General features: G+C 49.0%; 20 protein-coding genes, 2 pseudogenes and 1 riboswitch. Of the genes and pseudogenes, 5 read left to right on the top strand and 17 right to left on the bottom strand.

All coding sequences use genetic code 11. The annotated features are described in order from the left end of the window. From IC21_RS02870 to lipM, 5 genes and pseudogenes are all read right to left on the bottom strand, one after another. The coding region (locus tag IC21_RS02870) for a patatin-like phospholipase family protein (protein WP_235801097.1) at window positions 1-694 on the bottom strand (694 nt) is incomplete at its 3' end. 264 nt (window positions 695-958) lie between these two features. Then, window positions 959-1,586, bottom strand: a pseudogene (locus IC21_RS17650) (thiolase family protein); the annotation flags it as partial. After that, window positions 1,581-1,706: pseudogene (locus IC21_RS17655) on the bottom strand (FAD-dependent oxidoreductase); the annotation flags it as partial. The pseudogenes IC21_RS17650 and IC21_RS17655, both read right to left, overlap by 6 nt. Window positions 1,707-1,834: 128 nt before the next feature. Further along, window positions 1,835-4,393 carry a vitamin B12-dependent ribonucleotide reductase gene (locus IC21_RS02880; protein ID WP_029142075.1) on the bottom strand — a complete coding sequence of 853 codons (2,559 nt, stop codon included), beginning with the start codon at window positions 4,391-4,393 and terminating at the stop codon, window positions 1,835-1,837. A gap of 345 nt (window positions 4,394-4,738) precedes the next feature. Beyond that, entirely contained in the window at window positions 4,739-5,575 is an 837-nt protein-coding gene (gene lipM / locus IC21_RS02885; RefSeq protein WP_017553551.1) for an octanoyltransferase LipM, read from the bottom strand. 245 nt (window positions 5,576-5,820) lie between these two features. Between lipM and IC21_RS02890 the strand changes: the two genes are divergently transcribed. Continuing rightward, window positions 5,821-6,207: a rhodanese-like domain-containing protein gene (locus IC21_RS02890; RefSeq protein ID WP_019720600.1), complete on the top strand. Its 387-nt coding sequence runs from the start codon at window positions 5,821-5,823 to the stop codon at window positions 6,205-6,207. Window positions 6,208-6,242: 35 nt separating this feature from the next. On the opposite strand, the gene gcvPB is transcribed toward IC21_RS02890, so the two are convergent. The 3 genes from gcvPB to gcvT are packed head-to-tail and all read right to left on the bottom strand — an operon-like array spanning window position 6,243 to window position 10,163. Continuing rightward, on the bottom strand, window positions 6,243-7,703 hold the full coding sequence (gene gcvPB, locus IC21_RS02895) for an aminomethyl-transferring glycine dehydrogenase subunit GcvPB (RefSeq protein WP_013859634.1): 1,461 nt from the start codon (window positions 7,701-7,703) through the stop codon (window positions 6,243-6,245). Beyond that, window positions 7,693-9,045: an aminomethyl-transferring glycine dehydrogenase subunit GcvPA gene (gene gcvPA / locus IC21_RS02900; RefSeq protein ID WP_029141284.1), complete on the bottom strand. Its 1,353-nt coding sequence runs from the start codon at window positions 9,043-9,045 to the stop codon at window positions 7,693-7,695. Before gcvPA ends, gcvPB begins: the two co-directional genes overlap by 11 nt. Continuing rightward, window positions 9,042-10,163, bottom strand: coding sequence for a glycine cleavage system aminomethyltransferase GcvT (gene gcvT, locus IC21_RS02905; protein WP_029142074.1), 1,122 nt, complete (start codon window positions 10,161-10,163; stop codon window positions 9,042-9,044). The genes gcvPA and gcvT overlap by 4 nt, the downstream gene beginning before the upstream one ends. Window positions 10,164-10,333: 170 nt before the next feature. Then, window positions 10,334-10,424, bottom strand: a riboswitch (glycine riboswitch). Between the two features lie 218 nt (window positions 10,425-10,642). Between gcvT and IC21_RS02910 the strand changes: the two genes are divergently transcribed. Together IC21_RS02910 and IC21_RS02915 are read left to right on the top strand one after the other, a co-directional pair. Beyond that, window positions 10,643-12,346, top strand: coding sequence for a DEAD/DEAH box helicase (locus IC21_RS02910; RefSeq protein WP_029142073.1), 1,704 nt, complete (start codon window positions 10,643-10,645; stop codon window positions 12,344-12,346). Then, a complete protein-coding gene (locus IC21_RS02915) occupies window positions 12,315-13,106 on the top strand; it encodes a YqhG family protein (protein WP_029142072.1) in 792 nt (263 codons plus the stop codon). Before IC21_RS02910 ends, IC21_RS02915 begins: the two co-directional genes overlap by 32 nt. A 33-nt stretch (window positions 13,107-13,139) precedes the next feature. Here the strand turns inward: IC21_RS02915 and IC21_RS16075 are convergent, their stop codons facing one another. From IC21_RS16075 to comGA, 9 genes are all read right to left on the bottom strand, one after another. Then, entirely contained in the window at window positions 13,140-13,316 is a 177-nt protein-coding gene (locus IC21_RS16075) for a YqzE family protein (protein WP_073193839.1), read from the bottom strand. After that, window positions 13,303-13,860: a shikimate kinase gene (locus IC21_RS02920; protein WP_029142071.1), complete on the bottom strand. Its 558-nt coding sequence runs from the start codon at window positions 13,858-13,860 to the stop codon at window positions 13,303-13,305. The genes IC21_RS16075 and IC21_RS02920 overlap by 14 nt, the downstream gene beginning before the upstream one ends. Beyond that, window positions 13,857-14,225, bottom strand: coding sequence for a competence type IV pilus minor pilin ComGG (gene comGG, locus IC21_RS02925; protein ID WP_029142070.1), 369 nt, complete (start codon window positions 14,223-14,225; stop codon window positions 13,857-13,859). The genes IC21_RS02920 and comGG overlap by 4 nt, the downstream gene beginning before the upstream one ends. Continuing rightward, window positions 14,222-14,704: a competence type IV pilus minor pilin ComGF gene (gene comGF / locus IC21_RS02930; RefSeq protein ID WP_029142069.1), complete on the bottom strand. Its 483-nt coding sequence runs from the start codon at window positions 14,702-14,704 to the stop codon at window positions 14,222-14,224. Before comGF ends, comGG begins: the two co-directional genes overlap by 4 nt. Then, window positions 14,667-14,975 (bottom strand): type II secretion system protein, encoded by a 309-nt coding sequence (locus tag IC21_RS02935; RefSeq protein WP_029142068.1) that lies wholly within the window; start codon window positions 14,973-14,975, stop codon window positions 14,667-14,669. The genes comGF and IC21_RS02935 overlap by 38 nt, the downstream gene beginning before the upstream one ends. After that, the gene (gene comGD / locus IC21_RS02940; RefSeq protein WP_029142067.1) at window positions 14,962-15,405 is read right to left on the bottom strand and encodes a competence type IV pilus minor pilin ComGD; all 444 of its coding nucleotides are present in this window, start codon (window positions 15,403-15,405) and stop codon (window positions 14,962-14,964) included. The genes IC21_RS02935 and comGD overlap by 14 nt, the downstream gene beginning before the upstream one ends. Next, the gene (comGC, locus tag IC21_RS02945) at window positions 15,402-15,713 is read right to left on the bottom strand and encodes a competence type IV pilus major pilin ComGC (protein WP_029142066.1); all 312 of its coding nucleotides are present in this window, start codon (window positions 15,711-15,713) and stop codon (window positions 15,402-15,404) included. Before comGC ends, comGD begins: the two co-directional genes overlap by 4 nt. A 68-nt stretch (window positions 15,714-15,781) precedes the next feature. Continuing rightward, window positions 15,782-16,744 (bottom strand): competence type IV pilus assembly protein ComGB, encoded by a 963-nt coding sequence (gene comGB / locus IC21_RS02950; RefSeq protein WP_029142065.1) that lies wholly within the window; start codon window positions 16,742-16,744, stop codon window positions 15,782-15,784. A gap of 1 nt (window position 16,745) precedes the next feature. Continuing rightward, window positions 16,746-17,861, bottom strand: a complete 1,116-nt coding sequence (gene comGA, locus IC21_RS02955) for a competence type IV pilus ATPase ComGA (RefSeq protein ID WP_029142064.1) — start codon at window positions 17,859-17,861, stop codon at window positions 16,746-16,748. A gap of 193 nt (window positions 17,862-18,054) precedes the next feature. Between comGA and IC21_RS02960 the strand changes: the two genes are divergently transcribed. After that, window positions 18,055-18,771: a helix-turn-helix transcriptional regulator gene (locus tag IC21_RS02960; RefSeq protein ID WP_029142063.1), complete on the top strand. Its 717-nt coding sequence runs from the start codon at window positions 18,055-18,057 to the stop codon at window positions 18,769-18,771. 77 nt (window positions 18,772-18,848) lie between these two features. After that, window positions 18,849-19,091, top strand: coding sequence for a DUF2626 domain-containing protein (locus IC21_RS02965; protein WP_014098019.1), 243 nt, complete (start codon window positions 18,849-18,851; stop codon window positions 19,089-19,091). Window positions 19,092-19,113: the final 22 nt, after the last annotated feature.

Genomic DNA, 19,113 nt, shown 5'->3' on the forward strand with positions numbered 1-19,113 from the left:
AAGTAAAGCACGGTAGCCGAAAGTGTACAAAAAGAGTGTCTTGGAATACCCGATATTTAAACCTTGTCGAGAAAAACTTGACACATACCTTTTTTTCTTCCGGTTTGACAAACAACCACATCGGAAAATTGCTTAATACCCCGCCGTCTACAATGAGGCTTGTGCCTTCCAGCGAGCGCAACCGTACCGGTTCGAAAAAATATGGAATGCTGCAGCTCATCCGAATGGCCTTTGCCACCGGAAAGGTTTGCCATGGAACCCCGTAACGTTCCAGGTCATCCGGCAAAACAACAAGCCGGTTATGGGTAAGATCGGATGCCGTGAAATAAAGGGAGCCTTTTGGAACATCTTTGAACGTGTACACACCTTTAGATGCGAGTTTTTCCCCGATCCATTCCTCAAACGCGGTGCCCCTGTACAACCCGAGCCGCCAATACAGCAGCAGCCATTTCGCAAACGGCACCGGCAGCAGCGGTTTTCGCTGGTCAAGAAACGCGGCCGTGTCTGTTTCCGCAAGCATTTGCTTCATTTCGCCGCTTGTATAGCCTGCAGCCCGCAGCCCTGCAAAAACGGAGCCGACGCTTGTGCCGGCCAGCCGTTTAAACGTAAATCCTTTTTTTTCCAAAACTTCCAATGCCCCGATGAGCGCAAGGCCTTTTATGCCTCCGCCGGAAAACACCGCGTCAATCTCCATGGAAATCCACCCTTGGATTTGCACCGGGCGTTTCGGTTTGTTGGTCAGAAAAAATGCGGAATGTTGGCAGGATGCCCCGCTTGAACGAAAGATGAAAAAAATGCTTTTTTATTATTTTAGCGCATAAGGAAAGGAATTAGAACAAAGAGTTCATACGGGATTATAACCGCGCCATGCTCCTGGTTAGCACAGCCCGTGCTTCTTTTACCATTTCTTCTAATAATTGGGCAACAGACGGGCAGTCCTCAATAAGGCCGGCAATTTGGCCCCCTACAAAAAGCGGTTTCAACCTTGCCAGTTTTTCCGGCGTAGTATCGGGGCGGGGATGCTCATCCCGGATGACAGATACGGATTCCCCCTTCTGATCCGTATACACGACAGGCACGATTTCATCTTGAAAGCGGTTTGCTTCCATGGCCGCTTTCGCCCTCATTTGGCTCGTAAAAGCAAAGGCATCCTGCGCTTCCCGGCTGATGTGGAATTGCTTTGCGACATTTTCCGCTGTTTCCGGCATGCTGTCTGTCCCGTACATTTTCTTCAATTTTTCATTTACAAATCTCCATCCGATCGTTGTGTCAAACATTTCCAGATTTCCCCTCGGATAGCCGTTTTCCGGCACTGCCTCGATGATCACATCTGCAGAACCGGCTACTGCCGGCAAATCAACGGTATATTCGATATTTGCCTTTATCCTTTCAGCGTCTGCCCCGTTGATTTTCCCCCTCGCCAGCCCTTTTTCCATGTCGGATCCGATTATGTTTTCCGCTTGATGCAGGATGTCAGGCCGAACATCTACCAGCCTGACTTTGAAACCGCCGAGTGCGGCCGGATCGAGATAAACTTTTGCGCTTGCAATGGCTGTCGCTGCTTCTCCAAATCCCGTGGCGATCAGCTTTACCTTGCCGTCAAACGTTGTTACATCGCCCGCCGCAAATATGCCTTCGATGTTTGTCCGCATCGCCGAATCTACGACAATCGCATTCTTATCAAAATTCAATCCAATCTTTTTCATCACGTTTTTGCTGTCAATATTCGAATTAAAATTTTTTAACCATTTTTCCGATTATTCTTTTAACCGGTGTTTTGTAAGCAGAAAAAAACGGAGCATCGCTTTGCTCCGTTTTTTCTCAACTATTCCGCTTACAAGCCGCATTTTAATTGCGCGCCGCAGTTATCGCATGTATTGCAGCCGCCGATTTCCTTCACTTTCCCTTTCCGGCAGATCGGGCAGGTATCGCCGATTTCGTTGCCGTATGTGACGTTTGTTGACCGGATATCCGGGATTGTATCAACCAGGACGACATGCTGTTTCGCATGTTTCACTTCCGCTTTTTCCTGTTTTTCTTCCTGCGGTTCTTCTGCTTTCAATGTCAGGACTTGCGAATCCCGGCTGCCGTCCACATAAACGGTTCCGCCTTTCGCGCCGCCCTTATACAAGCGTTCGTACACTTTTTCCACCTGTTCAACCGTGTAACCGCGCGGGGCGTTGACCGTTTTCGAAATCGAGCTGTCCACCCAGCGCTGGATGACGCATTGGACATCGGCATGGGCTTCCGGTGCAAGATCCATCGCGGTTACAAACCAGTTCGGCAGATGGTCTTTGTCCGCTTCAGGATGCTGATCCAGATATTCCTGGACGATGTCCGCATTGACCTCGATAAATTTGCCGAGGCGCCCGCTGCGGAAATAGGAAAAGGAAAAATACGGCTCAAGCCCGGTGGAAACGCCAACCATGGTGCCGGTGGATCCGGTTGGTGCAACGGTCAGCAAATGGGAGTTCCGGATGCCGTGTTTTAAAATTGCCTTGCGGATGTCTTCCGGCATGTTTTTCATATAACCGGTTTCCGTGAATGCACGGCGCAGGCGGTTTGTCTCTTCTTCGGTTTCCCCCGTTAAAAATGGGAAGCTCCCTTTTTCTTTTGCGATCTCAATGGATGCACGGTATGCTTCGGTCGCGATTGTTTCAAACACTTTGTCGACAAGTTTGTTGCCTTCTTCGGATCCGTATTCTTTTTCCATATAAATGAGAAGGTCGGCTAAGCCCATAACGCCAAGGCCGACACGCCGTTCCCCGAGCGCCTGTTTTTTGTTTTCTTTCAGGAAGTACGGGGTCGCGTCAATGACATTGTCCTGCATGCGGACGCCGGTATGGACGGTTTGTTTCAATTGGTCCCAGCGCACTTCTTTCGTTTCTTTGTCGACCATTTTTGCAAGATTGACCGCTGCGAGGTTGCAGACGGAATAGGGCGCGAGCGGTTGCTCTCCGCAAGGATTCGTTGCGACGACTTTCTGGCCGTATGCTTTTGCGTTTGTCATGTCGTTGGCGTTGTCGATAAAGAAGACGCCCGGTTCCGCCGAGTAAGTCGCGCAGATGTTAATCAAATTCCAAAGTTCTTTTGCTTTGATTTTGCGGTAGACGCGCACTTTGCGGCCGAGTTTTTCCCATTCGCGCACATCGCCGATTTTATGCCATTCTTCATTATATATGCGCATTTCTTCTTCGCTGTAATTTTCCACATCCGGAAATTTCAGTTCGAATTCCGCGTCTTGTTCAACTGCTTCCATAAATTCTTTTGTGAGGCAGACGGAAATATTGGCGCCGGTTAAAAATTCCGGATTATGGACGGTGTAATGCCCGCCTGTTGCCAGTTTTTCTTCCGCCTCTTTCATGACTTCGTCCGTAAAGCCGCCCTGTCCCGGAATATGTTTGTAGTTCACAATCCCATGGTACATTTGCCTTTCCATTTCGGAAAGCGGCGTGAATTTCAATTTGTCGTGGGCTAGCTTGCGGATCCACTCATCGTTCGTATTTTCGATCAGGAAACGCAAAATCCGCGGATTCTGCATTTTCGAAATGATAAATTCGACAATGTCCGGATGCCAGACAGCCAGCATGATCATTTGTGCTCCCCTGCGACTGCCGCCCTGTTCGACCAGGTGCGTGAGTTTGGCGATGTCATCGAGCCATGAGACAGAGCCGCTTGATTTGCCGTTGACGCCCCTTGCCAGCGTATTGCGCGGGCGCAGCGTCGAACCGTTTGTCCCAACCCCGCCGCCGCGGCTCATAATTTCCATCACTTGTTTGCGGTGTTCGGAAATGCCTTCCCGCGAATCCGGTACAAACGGCATCACATAACAATTAAAATAAGTAACTTCCGTTTCCGACCCTGCGCCGTAGAGGACGCGGCCTGCCGGGATGAAGTTTAAGTTTTTCAGTTCATTGTAAAACTTCCCAAACCATTCTTTCCGTTTCTCTTCTGTTTTTTCCACTGCCGCTAAGCCGGTTGCATTCCGTTTTGCGATTTGTTCGTAGTAGACTTCAAGCGGCTTCTCAATGATATCAAGCGGCCTTTTGATGACCCCTGTTTCTCTTTCATCCGGGTGTTCCAGGGCCTGGCGGTAATCTTCTTCAATTAAGACTTCCGCTTCATTTTTTTCCCAGTCGATTTCTTTGATGACGCCGAGCCCCCTGGCCGGAAATTTCGGGTCTTCTTTAATCGTGAGGACAACAAAATCGCCCTTGCCCAATGTGACTTTTTCCGTGTCTTTAAACGCGTATCTGTCAATCATGACAAGCCTTGAAACGCCTTTGTACGTGATGTTCATATCCGGTGTAATCGGATGGACCTGCGGAAATAAGCGGATATCTTCGTTCAGCTTCTCCACATCCCATAATTTTTCTGTCGAAGCAACAGACATAACGACAACTCCTTCTCTATTTCTCCATGCAAATTCTCTGGTGGTTCTGCCTCCTTTAAAATAGCACACCGCAGGCAAAAATTGCAAGCAAAAACACTAGATATTGTATTGACATTTTGTTTTTATATACCATATATTGTAGTTAGGTCAAACCTCTTTCTTTTTGTCAAATAAAAAAAAGAATAAGACATGCTGAAAATGCGAGAAATCCCCCGAAAAAGCAGGCAAATCCGGGCATAACGAAAAAATTTGCCGCTTGCATCAAAAAAGCAGCCATAAAAAGCGTGGCACAAAAGGAAATAGCGAAAAAGCATGCCTCTGGCCGCTAAAAAAACAAATGTTCATTTATCTCTTAAAATTCCATTCATCCGACCTGTACCGCCTGTCTGCCAGTTCTTCCACATACGCCTGTTGCGCCGGCGTCAAGGTGTACGGTTCCAGCCGGATGCCGAGCCCTTCTTCAAACCCCTTATGGAAAGCCTCTTTTGCTTCCCCGTATGTGACGGGAACGGTGCGTAGTTCATTGATTGCAACCGCCTTCTGCTTAAAACTCCGCTGCATTCTTTCCCTCACCCTGTCACTCGGATATTTAAACAGGCTGAACAGCTTCTCCTCATCCATATCGAGCAAAATCGAGCCGTGCTGCAAAATGACGCCTTTCTGCCGCGTCTGCGCGCTGCCGGCGACTTTTCTCCCTTCCACGACCAGTTCGTACCAGCTCGGCGTATCAAAACAAACCGAAGAATGCGGGGATCTTAGCGCCTCCCGTTCTGCTTCCGTCCGCGGCACCGCAAAATACGCCTCAAGGCCGAGCGCACGAAATCCCCTGACAAGCCCTTCCGAAATCACACGGTAGGCTTCCGTGACCGTTTTCGGCATATCCGGATGCGCTTCCGATACGATCACGCTGTAGGTCAGCTCGTGCTCGTGCAAAACAGCCCTTCCCCCTGTCGGACGCCGGACAAAGCCGAGCCCGTATCGTTTTACCGCTTCGAGATCGATTTCCTGTTTTGCCCGCTGGAAATACCCGATTGAAAGGGTGGCCGGATCCCAGCCGTAAAAGCGGATGGCGGGCGGGATCTCCCCTTTGCTGTGCCAGTCGAGCAGGGCCTCATCCAGCGCCATGTTAAAAAACGGCGGACAGTGGCCTGAATCTACAAACAACCAGGTTTCTTTTCCCATATGAACCCCTCTTCTTAAAAATATCACTTTACCAGTTTACCAAAAAACGACGAAAAACGGCAAAGCCCCGCTCACATTTGTGCCGGTTTTTCCGCTAACATAAAAAATCAAGGGCTACAGGCTTTTCAGGCGGAAAAACTGAAAAAATAGCGGTGACATGGCTTTCTGAAAAAAAGATTTTGATTCAAAAGCGCAACACGAATATAATAGTAGATAGCGCATCAGGTAAGAAAGGGGGCATGCAGATGTCACAATCGTGGTACACAGTCATCATTGTTATTGTTGCGGTAGCGGCGTATACACTCGCCAGATACTACCGGCAGAAAAAAATCCTGAAAAGCTTGACGGAAGAAGAATTCAAGGCGGGTTACCGCAAAGCGCAGCTCATTGATGTGCGCGAACCGAATGAATTTGCAAACGGACATATTTTAGGCGCCCGCAATATTCCGCTGTCTCAGCTGAAAATGAGATTAAAAGAGATCCGGACCGATAAACCGGTTTATTTATATTGCCAGAACGGGACGCGCACCGGGCGCGCCGCTGAAATGCTTTATAAAAACGGCTGCCGCGACCTTTACCAGTTGAAAGGCGGCTTTAAAAACTGGACAGGCAAAATCAAATCAGGGAAATAAAAAAATGCCGCGGCTTTGCCGCGGCATTTTTCCTTTTATTTTTTCACATAACGCAAAACCGGTTTTCGCGCCGCCCGCGTTTCATCCAGGCGTTTGACAATGGTTGTATGCGGGGCTTCCTGGACGATTTCCGGATTTTCCTCCGCTTCTTTTGCGATTTGGATCATCGCATCAATAAAGGCATCCAGCGTTTCCTTCGACTCGGTTTCCGTCGGCTCAATCATCATGCACTCTTCCACGTTGAGCGGAAAATACACGGTTGGCGGATGGAAGCCAAAATCAAGCAGCCGCTTGGCGATATCAAACGTCCGCACCCCGAGTTTTTTCTGGCGCCTGCCGCTTAACACAAATTCATGCTTACAATGGCGGTCATATGGTAGGTCGTAGTACGGCGCCAGCTTCCGCATCATATAATTGGCATTGATCACCGCATTCTCGGTCACTTCCCGCAAGCCGTCCGGCCCCATTGAACGGATATACGTATAGGCCCGGACATTGATGCCGAAATTGCCGTAAAACGGCTTCACCCTGCCGATTGATTGCGGCCGGTCTTCATCCAGATAATAGCGGCCGCCTTTTTTCGCAACAACCGGCACCGGCAAAAACGGGACCAGCTCTTTTTTGACGCCGACCGGACCCGAACCCGGGCCGCCGCCGCCGTGCGGGCCTGTAAATGTTTTATGAAGATTCAGGTGGACAACATCGAATCCCATATCGCCCGGGCGCGCCTTCGCAAGCACGGCATTCAGGTTGGCGCCGTCATAATACAGTTTGCCGCCCGCCTCATGGATAATTTCTGCAATTTCAAGAATATGCGCTTCAAACAGCCCGAGCGTATTCGGATTGGTAAGCATGAGTGCTGCGGTATCTTCCCCGGCAATTTTTCTTAAGTCGTCGAGATCCACAAGCCCTTCTTCATTCGACTTCACAGTGACCGTTTCGAAGCCGGCAACGGTCGCGGAAGCCGGGTTGGTGCCGTGGGCGGAGTCGGGAATGATCACTTTTGTCCGCTTTGTATCCCCGTTTGCTTCATGGAAAGCGCGGATCAGCATCAGCCCGGTCCATTCCCCGTGGGCGCCGGCAGCAGGCTGCAAGGTCACTTCATCCATGCCGGTAATCTCTTTTAAATGTTCCTGCAGGTCATACATCAGCCCGAGCGCCCCCTGGACGGTGCTTTCATCCTGAAGCGGATGGATATGGGCAAATCCCGGAAAGCGCGCAACCGTTTCATTGATTTTCGGATTGTATTTCATCGTGCAGGATCCGAGCGGGTAAAAACCGGAATCGACGCCGTGGTTGTTTTCTGACAGCTTTGTGTAGTGCCGCATTAAATCCAGTTCCGACACTTCCGGCAGTTCCGCATCCTGTTTGCGGATGTATTCAGGCGGAAAAAGGCCAGCAGCATCCACTTCCGGCACGTCCATTTCCGGCAGGCTATACGCGATCCGGCCTGGTTTGGATCGTTCAAAAATCAGCGACATTTCTTCATTTGCCATAGCACACGACCCCCATTTCTTCAGCCAATTGGTCAATCTCTTCTTTTGACCGCAATTCCGTCACGGCAATCAGCATGCAACCGGCAAATTCCGGGTAATCCTTGCCCGCATCATAGCCGCCGATGATTTTTTTCTGTAATAAATGTTCATTTACTTCTTGAACGCTTTTTGGCAATTTCACGGGAAACTCATTGAAAAAAGGAGACGAAAACGGGATTTCAAACCCTTTTTCCGCCAATTTCCTTTTCGCGTACTGTGCTTTTGCAATATTGGCCAGTGCCATTTCTTTTACGCCCTTTTTGCCGAGGGCGCTCATGGCCACCGATGCGGCAAGGGCATTGAGCGCCTGGTTTGAGCAAATATTGGACGTCGCTTTGTCGCGGCGGATATGCTGTTCGCGCGCCTGGAGCGTCAGCACATACCCCCTTTTCCCGTCCTCATCGACTGTTTCGCCAACAAGCCGGCCCGGTATTTTCCGCATCAGTTTTGACGTTGTCGCAAAGTAGCCGCAATGCGGGCCGCCGAATGCAGCCGGAATGCCGAAGACCTGGCAGTCGCCGGTTGTGATATCGGCGCCGAAATCGCCCGGCGGCGCAAGCACCCCTAAGGCAAGCAGATTGGCGGATACAACAAACAAAGCTTTTTCGCCATGGGCCAGTTCGCCGATTTCTTTTAACCGTTCAAGCGAACCGAAAAAGTTCGGGTATTGGACGATGACGGCAGCTGTCCCGCCGTCTATTTGTTTTTTGGCCGCTTCCAGGTCGGTACAGCCGTCTGCGAGCGGTATTTCTTCCACGGTGATGCCCTGTCCCCTGGCATACGTATGTAAAACGGCCCGGTATTCCGGATGGACAGCTTTTGAAACCAATATTTTCTTCCTCTTCGTCTGCCCGGCCGCAAGCATGGCCGCTTCAGCCATGGACGTGCCGCCGTCATACATCGAGGAATTGGCCACATCCATGCCGGTCAGCCCGCAAATCATCGTCTGGAATTCAAAGATGGCCTGCAGTTCCCCTTGCGAGATTTCCGGCTGGTAAGGGGTATAGGCCGTATAAAATTCGGATCTTGAGATCACATGGTCCACGACCGTTGGAATATAGTGGTCATAAACCCCCGCCCCCAAAAAAGAAGCATATTCTTTTAAATTGGCATTTTTCCCGGCAAGTTCTGACAGTTCTTTTAACAGCGCCGTTTCCGATTTTGCTTTTTTGATCCGGTAATCCCCTTTAAACCGCACTTTTTCGGGGATGTCGGAAAACAGTTCCCCGGCACTTCGGACCCCGATCGCATCCAGCATCTCGCGTTTATCTTCTTCCGTCATCGGCAGGTAACGGTGCATCACTTTTCCCCCTCCCCGTTTTTTTGCTTTTTATAGAACGGTGTTTGGACAACGACGGCTTTGATCTTTTTGGAACGGACATCCACTTCTACTTCGGTGCCGGGCGCGTCCCACGGTACACGCAAAAGGGCAAGGCCGATATTTTTCTTTAAAGTCGGCGACTGTGTCCCGGTTGTCACCATGCCAATCCGCTCATCCCCTGCATAAACGCTGTATCCGTGGCGCGGAATGCCGCGGCCGGTCATTTCGATGCCGGCAAGGCGCCGTTTCAGGCCTTCTGCTTTCTGTGCAAGGAGCGCCTGTTTCCCGATAAAATCCGCTTCTTTCTTAAGCTTTACAGCAAACCCGATGCCGGCTTCAAGCGGGGAAATGTCTTCTGCCAATTCCTGGCCGTAAAGGCAGAGCCCGGCTTCAAAGCGGAGCGTATCCCTCGCCCCGAGCCCGCACGGCAAAACGCCTTTTTCCCGGCCCTTCGCCAATATTTCGTCCCACAGCTTTGGCGCATCTTCACTGCGGCAGTAAATTTCAAAGCCGTCTTCGCCCGTGTAACCGGTTCTCGAAAGCAGCACTTTACAACCGGCAACATTTGCGTTTTCAATAAATGAAAACGATGGAATGGTAAAAACATCCGCTTCTGGCGCAAGTTTTTGCATTACTTCCGCAGCAAGCGGCCCCTGGAGCGCGAGCTGGGCAACGTTTACGCTGATGTCCGTTATAGAAACATCCTCCGTCCGGTGTGAAACAAGCCATTTGTAATCTTTTTCCGTATTGGCGGCATTCACCACGAGCCAATACCGGTTTTCGCCCAATTGGTAAACCAGCAAATCATCGACTGTGCCGCCGGCTTCATTGCACATGGCGGTATATTGGGCAGCACCCGGCTTCAATTTGGACACATCGTTCGTCATCATTTTTTGAAGGAAGCCAAGGCTTTCCGGCCCCTCCACCAGGATTTCGCCCATATGCGAAACATCAAACAGGCCTGCCCGTGTGCGGACGGCTTCGTGTTCGGCTTTAATGCCCGAAAATTGCACCGGCAGTTCCCAACCGCCGAAACCGGTCGTTTTTGCGCCGTATTTCCGGTAAACATCATATAATGGCGTCCGTTTTAATTCCGGCATTAGTACCCCTCCATTCTGCTTTTTATCCGGATGTGGATCCGGGAGCAAAAAAACAGGGAATATTCCGCCTGCTTCACGAAATATTCCCTGTCCTTGCACCTGAAAGTTTACCGAAAAACGGTTTTCCCCTTTGGTGGCTTCCCGAAAAAAGAAGCGCTCTCCAGAGATGCGTCAAATTAAGAGTCCTTTTGCCTGAGAGATTCACGTTTCCGCTTGCTCCGTCGGCGCTACAAAAAATGCAGTCTCTCCTCTTATTCTCATCCGCCAATATTCAGTTCAAAATCGGGCATACTAAAATTAAAATGCCTGATGCAGGCTGTTCCATACGATTTTCCCTGTAAACCCTGTAAAAACGCTTGGTCAGTTTCATCGTATCATGACACCATTCTGAAAATCAATTGAATTTTTTAAAATAAAAAGCGGCTGTAAGAACTGGAAAACGATGCATCGGGGACGATTGGAAAAGGAGTGCAGGCAGCATGGAAGTCAACATTGAATTTGACCGCTCGTGGGAAACGGAATTGATGGAACGCTATCAGGAGGACGGGCCGTGGGGAAAATGGGAACTTTATAAGCTTGCAGTGGAAATGGAAAAACGGCTGGTCATTCCGGAATTTGAAGGGTTGCAGGCGCCAAAGCATCTGGCCAATGTCAAACCGCTTGCGCACCAGCTGGAAGCGGCCCGCCAGGTGGTTGAAAAGATGAACGGCAAAGCCATTTTGGCGGATGAAGTCGGGCTTGGAAAAACGATTGAAGCCGGCCTTATTTTAAAAGAATATATGATTCGCGGGCTTGCAAAAAAAGTGCTCATTTTGGTCCCGGCATCGCTCGTGTCGCAATGGGTCGCGGAACTGAACAGCAAATTCCATATTCCCGCTGTCGGGCAGAAGAAAAGTTATATGTGGGAGCAGTATGACTGTGTTGTCTCTTCCATTGACACCGCAAAAAGAAGCCCGCACCGCGACATCATTTACAAGCAGCAGTACGACATGATTATTATTGACGAGGCGCACAAGCTGAAAAATCCGAATACAAAAAACTACGCATTTGTCCAGGGCTTAAAGAAGAAATTCTGCCTGCTTTTGACGGCGACACCGATCCAAAACCGGATCGATGAAATCTTCCACCTTGTCTCCCTGCTGAAACCCGGCCATTTAGGCAGCGAATCGAATTTCAGCAAAAAATATAAAAATGGGGACAGGCAGGTGAAGGAAGACGAACATTTGCGGAAGCTGGTCAGCAAAGTGATGATCCGGAACCGGCGCACAAACACCGGGGTGGAATGGACAAAACGGCGCGTTGAAACGGTGCTGATTGACTTCAGCAAAGAAGAGCGCGAACTGTATGACGCGCTGCAAACGATCCGCAGAGGCAGCGAATCGTACAGCCGCGCCGGCTTCTCGCTATTGACGCTGCAGCGTGAGGCGTGTTCGAGCCGGGAAGCCGTTTTTGTAACCTTAAAAAACCTGCTGAAAAAAACGGAACAGCCCTCGCCCGTTTTAGAAGAAACCGTTGCTGCGCTGATCCAGAAAATTGAAGCGATAAAAACCAATTCAAAAGCGGAAAAAGCGCTCGAGCTTATCCAAAACATTGATGATAAAGTGATCATTTTTACGGAATACCGGGCAACACAGCTTTACCTGCAATGGTTTTTAAAACAACACGGCATTTCATCCGTCCCGTTCCGCGGCGGCTTTAAGCGCGGCAAAAAAGACTGGATGCGGCAGCTGTTTGAAAACCGCGCCCAGGTGCTCATTGCGACAGAAGCGGGCGGTGAAGGGATCAACCTGCAATTTTGCCACCATATGATCAATTTTGATCTGCCGTGGAACCCGATGCGGCTCGAGCAAAGGATCGGGCGTGTCCACCGCCTTGGCCAGGAAAAGGATGTGCATATTTATAATTTCGCAACCAAAAATACGGTTGAAGAACATATCATGAAACTGTTGTACGAAAAAATCCATTTGTTTGAGCGGGTAATCGGGGAACTCGATGAAATTCTGACCCGGCTCGAATTCGGAAAACTGGAAGACCACCTGCTGGATGTCTTCCAAAACTCCAAATCGGAAGGCGAAATGAACATCAAAATGGAAAATCTCACCCAAATGATCGAATTTGCGGAAGCGGTACGGAAAGAGGAGGGAAATGCGGATGCTGCAGGAAGAAATACATCAATATCTTGAACGCTTTTTTGAAGCAAACGGCGCTGTATTGGTTGAAAACCGCCCCGGCTGGATGACGGTGCAGCTGACGGTTGAACTGGATAAGGCGTTAATGAACCGGCCGTTTTACTGGTCCTATCTTGAAAAAACAGGCGGCATCCCGAATCCGATGACCGTCACGTTCATTACGGACCAGGAAAAAGCACCGGATACGGTAAAAGGGGAACCGGTCCATTTTGGAAGCCCCCGTCTGAACCAGATTTTCGAGACGGCAAAGCAGTTTTCCCGCTATATCCGCCTGTTTGAAGACGTCCGCCCCGGGCAAAAACAGGTGCCACTTTACCCTTGGCTTGGGATGAACGCCAAAATTTCGTACCGCTGTGATTTAAAAAAAGATGTATTCCGCTCGATCGGGTTGAATTTAATCCACGGCACAATGGCTGAAAATTTTCAGGACTTGCTGGAACAACGGGCACTGACGCCGAAAATTCCGGATTATTGTTTTACACTGACGCCGATTATCATGCCGAAAAGCGCCGTCACCAGGATTGAACAGTATATCCGGCAAGGCTTGTCGAAAGAACCGCATCATTGGGCGGAAGAAGCGGTAAAACGGTGGCACCAGGATCTCGCGCTGTTGGACCATTTTTACGAAGATATGGAAGAGCGCCCGGAATCGTATGAAATTGAAAAACAGGCGCTGAAGGAACAGTATGAGCCGAAAATTACCGTTCATGTCCTAAACGGCGGCCTCTTTTATTTAAAGGATGCGTTTATATAAATCAGGCAGCCCCAAAAAGGCTGCCTGATTCTGCTACTGTTTTCTTTTGAAAAAGAGAAAAAAATAAGGAAGAATGCCGAACCATCTTTCGGCAAAAGGCGGCATCTCTTCCTTTTTCTCGTTCCGCTTTTTCTGCCGCTCGCTTTTTGGCGTGCTCATATACTGCATCCATGTTTGTGCCAGCAATTTGACATAATCATTTGTCGACATTGGCGCCACCATCCTTACAGGCGCCAGTATAACCGAAAGCTTCCGTTTTTATGCGGCCGGAAATTTCCGCAACAATCTCCGCAACCGATTTTCCCGTCGTATCAATAACCAAATCGGCACACGAAAGGTAAAACGGCCGCCTTTTTTTGTAAAGGGCGATGATCTCCTCCTTTGTCCTTCCTGTTGCGACAGGCCTTGAGGGGTCATTTTGAATGCGTGAAACCAGGATTTCCGGATCGCAATCCAGAAAAACCGTCACGCCGTCCCGTTTTAATAGACAGGCGTTCTCTTCCCGCATGACAATCCCCCCGCCTGTCATGATCACCCCTGCAAGCGATGCGGCCCGTTTCAGCATTTCTGTTTCTTTCCGGCGAAAATAGGCTTCCCCTTTTACAGCAAAAATGGCAGCGGGCGGCATTCCTTCCTCATCTTCAATCCAGCGGTCAAGATCCGTCGCCGCACTGCCCAAAAGCGAGGCGAGCGCATGGCCGACAGTCGTTTTTCCGGCACCCATAAACCCGGTCAAATAGATCCTTTTGTTCATTGTTCCTCCCATTGAAGCACCTTTTTTTCTGCCTGATTATATCGTATCGTACTTTTAAACAGTTCACCACTGCCATTTTCCGCAGTTAAGGAAATCACTGCAGTATCCCCGTCCTGTTTGATATTGTAAGACACCAATCCGTCTGAAAAACGGAGTTCCCCCGGGCTTTTGTCGCCTTTTTCCAATTTTTGCGCCGCCTCCCTGATGGCGAAAAGCGACATGGTATTCCGCAAATAATATTCCTTCACCAGCACGGCATATTTCTTTTCGCCTAGGTAAATATTTGTTCCCGAAATGACCATACTGCATGCGGCAAGCGCCAAAAACAGCACTACCGGCAAAATAAACCCTTTTTGCCTGTTCATCGGGCATTGCCCTCCGTTTGGCCGAAGAACGCATGGCGGGAAAGAAAGGTCATTTCCGCTGTTTTTTCCGCGCCATTCGGATAAACAGCGGACACTTTGACCCCGTTTCCTGTTGCCGCAAATTGGATGGACCGCACATTTTGGAGCACAATTTGATGCCCCTCACCGTCCACTCTCCGCCGCAAACTGTTCTGGTACGGTTCATACGTAACCGTCCTTCCTGCCTCGTTCAGTTTCAAAGTATTTTGGGCTGCCTGGCACGAGCTGCTCACCCGGATTTCTTTGCGCAACTGCATGAGAAAAAGATTCCACTCTTCATCTTCTTCCGGCCGGAATGCTTCCCCGGCTGTCCCGAATGTTTTCACTGCCAGGGGAAAAAGTGAGAACAAGGAAGTGACGAGAAACAGCACGCACACGCTTTCAAGCAGCGTAAAGCCTTTTTCATTGCCGGAGCGAAACACAAGTCTTGTTTTGCTCATGTTTGACACATGCCTTTCTGCCATTGTCTTTGATTTGAAATGTCCACGTGGCCCCGCCGGCCTTTTTTTCTTTTTCAACGACTTTTCCGGTAAAAGTCCATTCCTCCGTTTTTTCGTATAAAAAACGGGCTGCCTCCATCTCCTGTTTTGTCTCTTTGATCTGGCCAAGCATATGGAGAAACGGCGGGAACAAGCAGGCCGCCATCAGGCAAAATACGGCAAACGCAGCGATGACTTCCGGAAAAGTAAAGCCCCGTTCACTCTTCGACATAAAACCGCCCGCTTCCAATATGCGTAACCAGCTTGATTTGTTCTCCGCCGGACTGGAAATAGAGCGTGCCGAACTGGGTAACATTCCCGTCCGGCCCGATCGTATAGGAATGAAAGCTGCCGTTTTCGAACATTTTGATGCCTTCCGGAAGCTTTCTTTTTACAATCGCCGCATTTTTCCTCGCCTCAAAAATGGAATACATATTGTTCTGGCGGAAAAATTGGACGTATACGTTCGTCTGGCGGGAAATCGCGTCCGTTTGCGCCAGGTACAAATCATTTTCAAGCTGGTTGATGAACATTTTTTTGACGGTCGTATGTTTCACCGGCTTAAATCCGGCAAACGCAAGGGCGGTGATCACGGATACAATCAACAAAACAACGAGCATTTCCGGAAAGGTAAAACCGGCTTCGTTTTTTGGCCGCTTCACTTTGCAACCTCCGTTACTTTCCCGTCCGCCCCGATGTTCACTCCGTTTCCATTTGGGCAGCTCGTTTTCGACACATAGCCGCCGTCTTTCAACTGGCTGATGGATGACGGATATTCATTGTGGTCCATTTCATACGCCTGCACCTGACCCTGCACCATGGCAATGAACGCATCGCAACCTTTGTTATTGATCGCATCGGTATGTTTGGAAATGTTCGGAATCATCAAAAACAAGAGAACCGTAATAACGAGCAAAACAATCAGCATTTCGATCAGCGTAAAACCTTTTTGATTTTTGATTAAAGACATGGGCAATTTCTCCTTTCTTTTTCTGGGGGGAAGGCTTTAAGCCCCGCCGCCCGGCAAGCCTTCCCCGGTTAAACCGCGTCAATCATCTGGAACATCGGCAGCATGATCGACAAATAAATGGCAACCAAAAAGAAACCGATGAAAATAAATATAACCGGTTGAATCAGCCCGAACAGGCTTTGGATTTTCTCTTCCATTCTTTTCAAGCTAATTTGGCTGTAATAATAGAGTTCCTGATCAAGGCGCCCGTTTTTCTCCCCGTGGCGCACCAAAATGACCAGCTGCGGCTCGATAAACGGGACAGAGGCCAGAGCGTGGGAAAATGTCTCGCCGGCAAGCAGTTTTTCGCGCACATATTTTGCGGTATCGCGCCAAAGCGGCTTGAAATTTTGCGATTCCATTACATGCAGAATTTCATAGACGGAAAAACCGCTTTTCAGCATAAAGCTCCATTCTCTCGCCAAAAACTGGCTGTAGTAACTGGTATAGTAAAAACGGGATACCGGCAGCCGCGAAAGCCATGCCGCCTGCACGAGCGGTTTTTTTCTTTTAAAATAGAGAAAAAAGAGTGTGAAAAACAGGAAGAGAAAATTACTTAAAACCAGGATATCATGCGGGGCCTGTTCCATGATGGCCAGGAACAGCCGGAGATTTCGCGAAGGCTTGTAATCCATTGCGACATACATATGTTCAAATTGCGGCAGCAGCACGTTTCTCACAAAAGCCGTGGCGATAAATAGCGCGGCTGCCAGTATGAGCGGATAACGGATCAGTTTCCAAAAGGCAAGGGCGTCCTCGTGCTTTTTCAATAAGTAAGCACCTGCCTCTTTAAGGGCAGCAACCATCTCCCCGTGCCGCCCGGCAAAATAAATTTGCATGCATGCGTTGGCATCAAACCGGTGTTTCAGCAGCACGTCATGGAGCGGCGTTCCGTTTTGCAGCTGTTTGTTCATGGAACGCGCATTCAGTTCGCCGTCCACATGCCCGAGAAAATCAATAGCATCCGCAATCGGAAATCCGTTTTCGAGCATTTCACCGACCCGGGTAAGAAAGCGCCCCTGTTGTTTGAGGCTTATCCGCTTCTTCCTCTTCGGCAATCCAGCGGTGATACTCTTCTTCAGAAATGTATCCAAGCACAATCCCCTTTCTGAGCCATTCTTTCAGCGTCGGATAATGGTAGCGGACCTGTTCCCCCTTTGCTTCTTTCAGCACCCGCTGCAAATTTTTCCCGTACAGCAGCTCATATACCGCGGTTTGCCGCTTTTTCCGGCTGCCGGGACAATCATGCGGGCAGCGGATGCCGCCGCATACCGGACAACGCAATGTAATCAGCCGCTGTGCGCTGACAGCGAGCAAAGTCTGCTCCATTTCGTGGATGCTCACGCCGAATTCCATCAGCCTGTAAATCGCGCCCTTTGCGTCACGCGTATGCAAAGTCGTCAGGACAAGATGGCCGGTAAGCGATGCGCGGACCGCAATTCTTGCTGTTTCGGCATCGCGGATTTCCCCCACCAGGATAATATCCGGATCATGGCGCAAAATTGCTTTCAGCCCTGTGCTATAAGTAATGCCTGCTTTTTCATTCACCTGCACCTGCAAAAACGAATCGCTTTGTTTTTCAACAGGGTCTTCCAGTGTAATTACATTCCGTAAAAACCGTTTTGCGCAGTGCTCAACAAGCGTATACATCGTCGTCGACTTGCCGCTTCCGGTCGGACCGCTGAAAATCAGCATGCCGTGCGAATGGTTTAATAGCGCCATTAATTTTTTCGTGCTCGATTGAAAAAGTGAAATTTGGCTGAGCTGGAATTGTTCTTCGTGGGGCAAAATCCGGATGACGAGGCTCTCTTTGGAAAGAGAGGTTGGCAGCGTCGAAATCCTTAAGGAGACCGCTTGCTGCAAAACGTTTATGGCAAACGACCCGCTTTGGGGCTTTCGTTTTTCACTGATATCCATGGAAGACATAAATTTTAAATGGGATATCAGCCTTTCCCCGGCTTTCGCGGAAAGGTTGCGGTGGGGGTACAGCCTTCCGTACTGCCGGAACTGGACATGGTAATGCTTCTCTTTCGGAACGATATGGACATCGGTCACATTGTTTTTCACCGCCTGTCCAATCAATAGTTCCGCGATTTTTTCTACCGACATAATCCATCACATACCACCTTTCTTTTGGGATATTCTCTCATTTCGACACGGCTTTCAAAATTCCTGCTGAAAGCAAAAATTTTTTCGCTATTTTTTTCTCTCAGCCGCAAAAAAGTGTGTGATTTTTGTCACAAATTTTGGCGTTGTTATCATTTATAATATAGATAGGATAAAAAATATAGAGGTGTTTAATATGGAACCAACATTAAAAGTGATCAACGCCCTTTCTGACCCGACCCGCTACTCGATTTACCAATTTGTACTGAAGAAACGGAGCGAAGTATCCGTCCAGGAAGTGGCCAATGAATTTCATATTCATCCAAATGTGGCAAGGCTCCATTTGTCGAAGCTCGAAGATGTAAAGATAATTTCATCCGAACTGAACAAAACCGGAAAAGGCGGGCGCCCGGCAAGGCTGTATAAAAGCTCTGAACAAGTGGTGGAACTCTCCTTCCCGCACCGTGAATACAAATTGCTGTCCAACATTTTGCTTGAAGCCATCAACAAAATGAAACTGGCAGATGCAGGCCTTTTGAAAGAGATCGGCCGGGAGTACGGAAAACGGATCATCGAAAACATCTTAAAAAACATGAATAAAACAAAAGACCAGCTGACATTTAATGAAAAATTATCTGTGCTCGCAAGCGTGTCCACCGTGGACGGATACTGCATCGAAACGCTGGAAACAACAGACAAGAACGAACTCGATTACCATGTATACAACTGTCCGTTCCGGGAATTAATCCATCACTCGGCGGATGTTTGCGAGATGCATGTTGCTTATATTCACGGGTTGTTTGAAGCGTTGTTTGACGATTTCGACATCAACCAGCAGGAAACCATGCTTCATGATTGCAGCGAATGCATTTATCATGTGAAAGTTGCTAAAGTTGCTAAAGTTGCGAATTAAGTACCGGTTGTGTTTACACCCCTTCTTTGTTCCTTTATAATATAACTTGATGGACATAAAAAGAAGGGGTGGTTCATTTGGATCGTATGTACCGCGTATTGGGTTTCTGGACTGGTGTAATGGCAGTCATGTTTTTCCTTGGCGGCATGAAAGAAACCGCTTTACTGTTTCTGGCCCAGACCGGTTTCTTTGTGCTTGTCAGCTACTTGAAACTGTCCGAACGCATGTATATGTACATCTTTGGGGCTTATTTAACAATTTTCTTCGCCGGCTTTACGTACTACACCACGTTTATACTCACACCCGGCTTCGGCGAATAACCTGTTCCTCTTAAAAATCTGC

The sequence above is a fragment of the Heyndrickxia coagulans DSM 1 = ATCC 7050 genome, from assembly GCF_000290615.1.
GTDB lineage: Bacteria > Bacillota > Bacilli > Bacillales > Bacillaceae_C > Weizmannia > Weizmannia coagulans.

What these genes read in the sequence shown, in the direction of transcription:
- IC21_RS02890 (WP_019720600.1), top strand. Translation starts at nt 5,821, where the DNA reads ATGTCACAATCGTGGTACACAGTCATCATTGTTATTGTTGCGGTAGCG.
- IC21_RS02915 (WP_029142072.1), top strand. Translation starts at nt 12,315, where the DNA reads ATGCTGCAGGAAGAAATACATCAATATCTTGAACGCTTTTTTGAAGCA.
- lipM (WP_017553551.1), bottom strand. Translation starts at nt 5,575, where the DNA reads ATGGGAAAAGAAACCTGGTTGTTTGTAGATTCAGGCCACTGTCCGCCG.
- comGF (WP_029142069.1), bottom strand. Translation starts at nt 14,704, where the DNA reads ATGAGCAAAACAAGACTTGTGTTTCGCTCCGGCAATGAAAAAGGCTTT.
- IC21_RS02920 (WP_029142071.1), bottom strand. Translation starts at nt 13,860, where the DNA reads ATGAACAAAAGGATCTATTTGACCGGGTTTATGGGTGCCGGAAAAACG.
- comGB (WP_029142065.1), bottom strand. Translation starts at nt 16,744, where the DNA reads ATGCTCGAAAACGGATTTCCGATTGCGGATGCTATTGATTTTCTCGGG.
- comGC (WP_029142066.1), bottom strand. Translation starts at nt 15,713, where the DNA reads ATGTCTTTAATCAAAAATCAAAAAGGTTTTACGCTGATCGAAATGCTG.
- gcvPB (WP_013859634.1), bottom strand. Translation starts at nt 7,703, where the DNA reads ATGGCAAATGAAGAAATGTCGCTGATTTTTGAACGATCCAAACCAGGC.
- IC21_RS02935 (WP_029142068.1), bottom strand. Translation starts at nt 14,975, where the DNA reads ATGTCGAAGAGTGAACGGGGCTTTACTTTTCCGGAAGTCATCGCTGCG.
- comGG (WP_029142070.1), bottom strand. Translation starts at nt 14,225, where the DNA reads ATGAACAGGCAAAAAGGGTTTATTTTGCCGGTAGTGCTGTTTTTGGCG.
- IC21_RS02910 (WP_029142073.1), top strand. Translation starts at nt 10,643, where the DNA reads ATGGAAGTCAACATTGAATTTGACCGCTCGTGGGAAACGGAATTGATG.
- IC21_RS02880 (WP_029142075.1), bottom strand. Translation starts at nt 4,393, where the DNA reads ATGTCTGTTGCTTCGACAGAAAAATTATGGGATGTGGAGAAGCTGAAC.
- IC21_RS16075 (WP_073193839.1), bottom strand. Translation starts at nt 13,316, where the DNA reads ATGTCGACAAATGATTATGTCAAATTGCTGGCACAAACATGGATGCAG.
- comGA (WP_029142064.1), bottom strand. Translation starts at nt 17,861, where the DNA reads ATGTCGGTAGAAAAAATCGCGGAACTATTGATTGGACAGGCGGTGAAA.
- IC21_RS02960 (WP_029142063.1), top strand. Translation starts at nt 18,055, where the DNA reads ATGGAACCAACATTAAAAGTGATCAACGCCCTTTCTGACCCGACCCGC.
- gcvT (WP_029142074.1), bottom strand. Translation starts at nt 10,163, where the DNA reads ATGCCGGAATTAAAACGGACGCCATTATATGATGTTTACCGGAAATAC.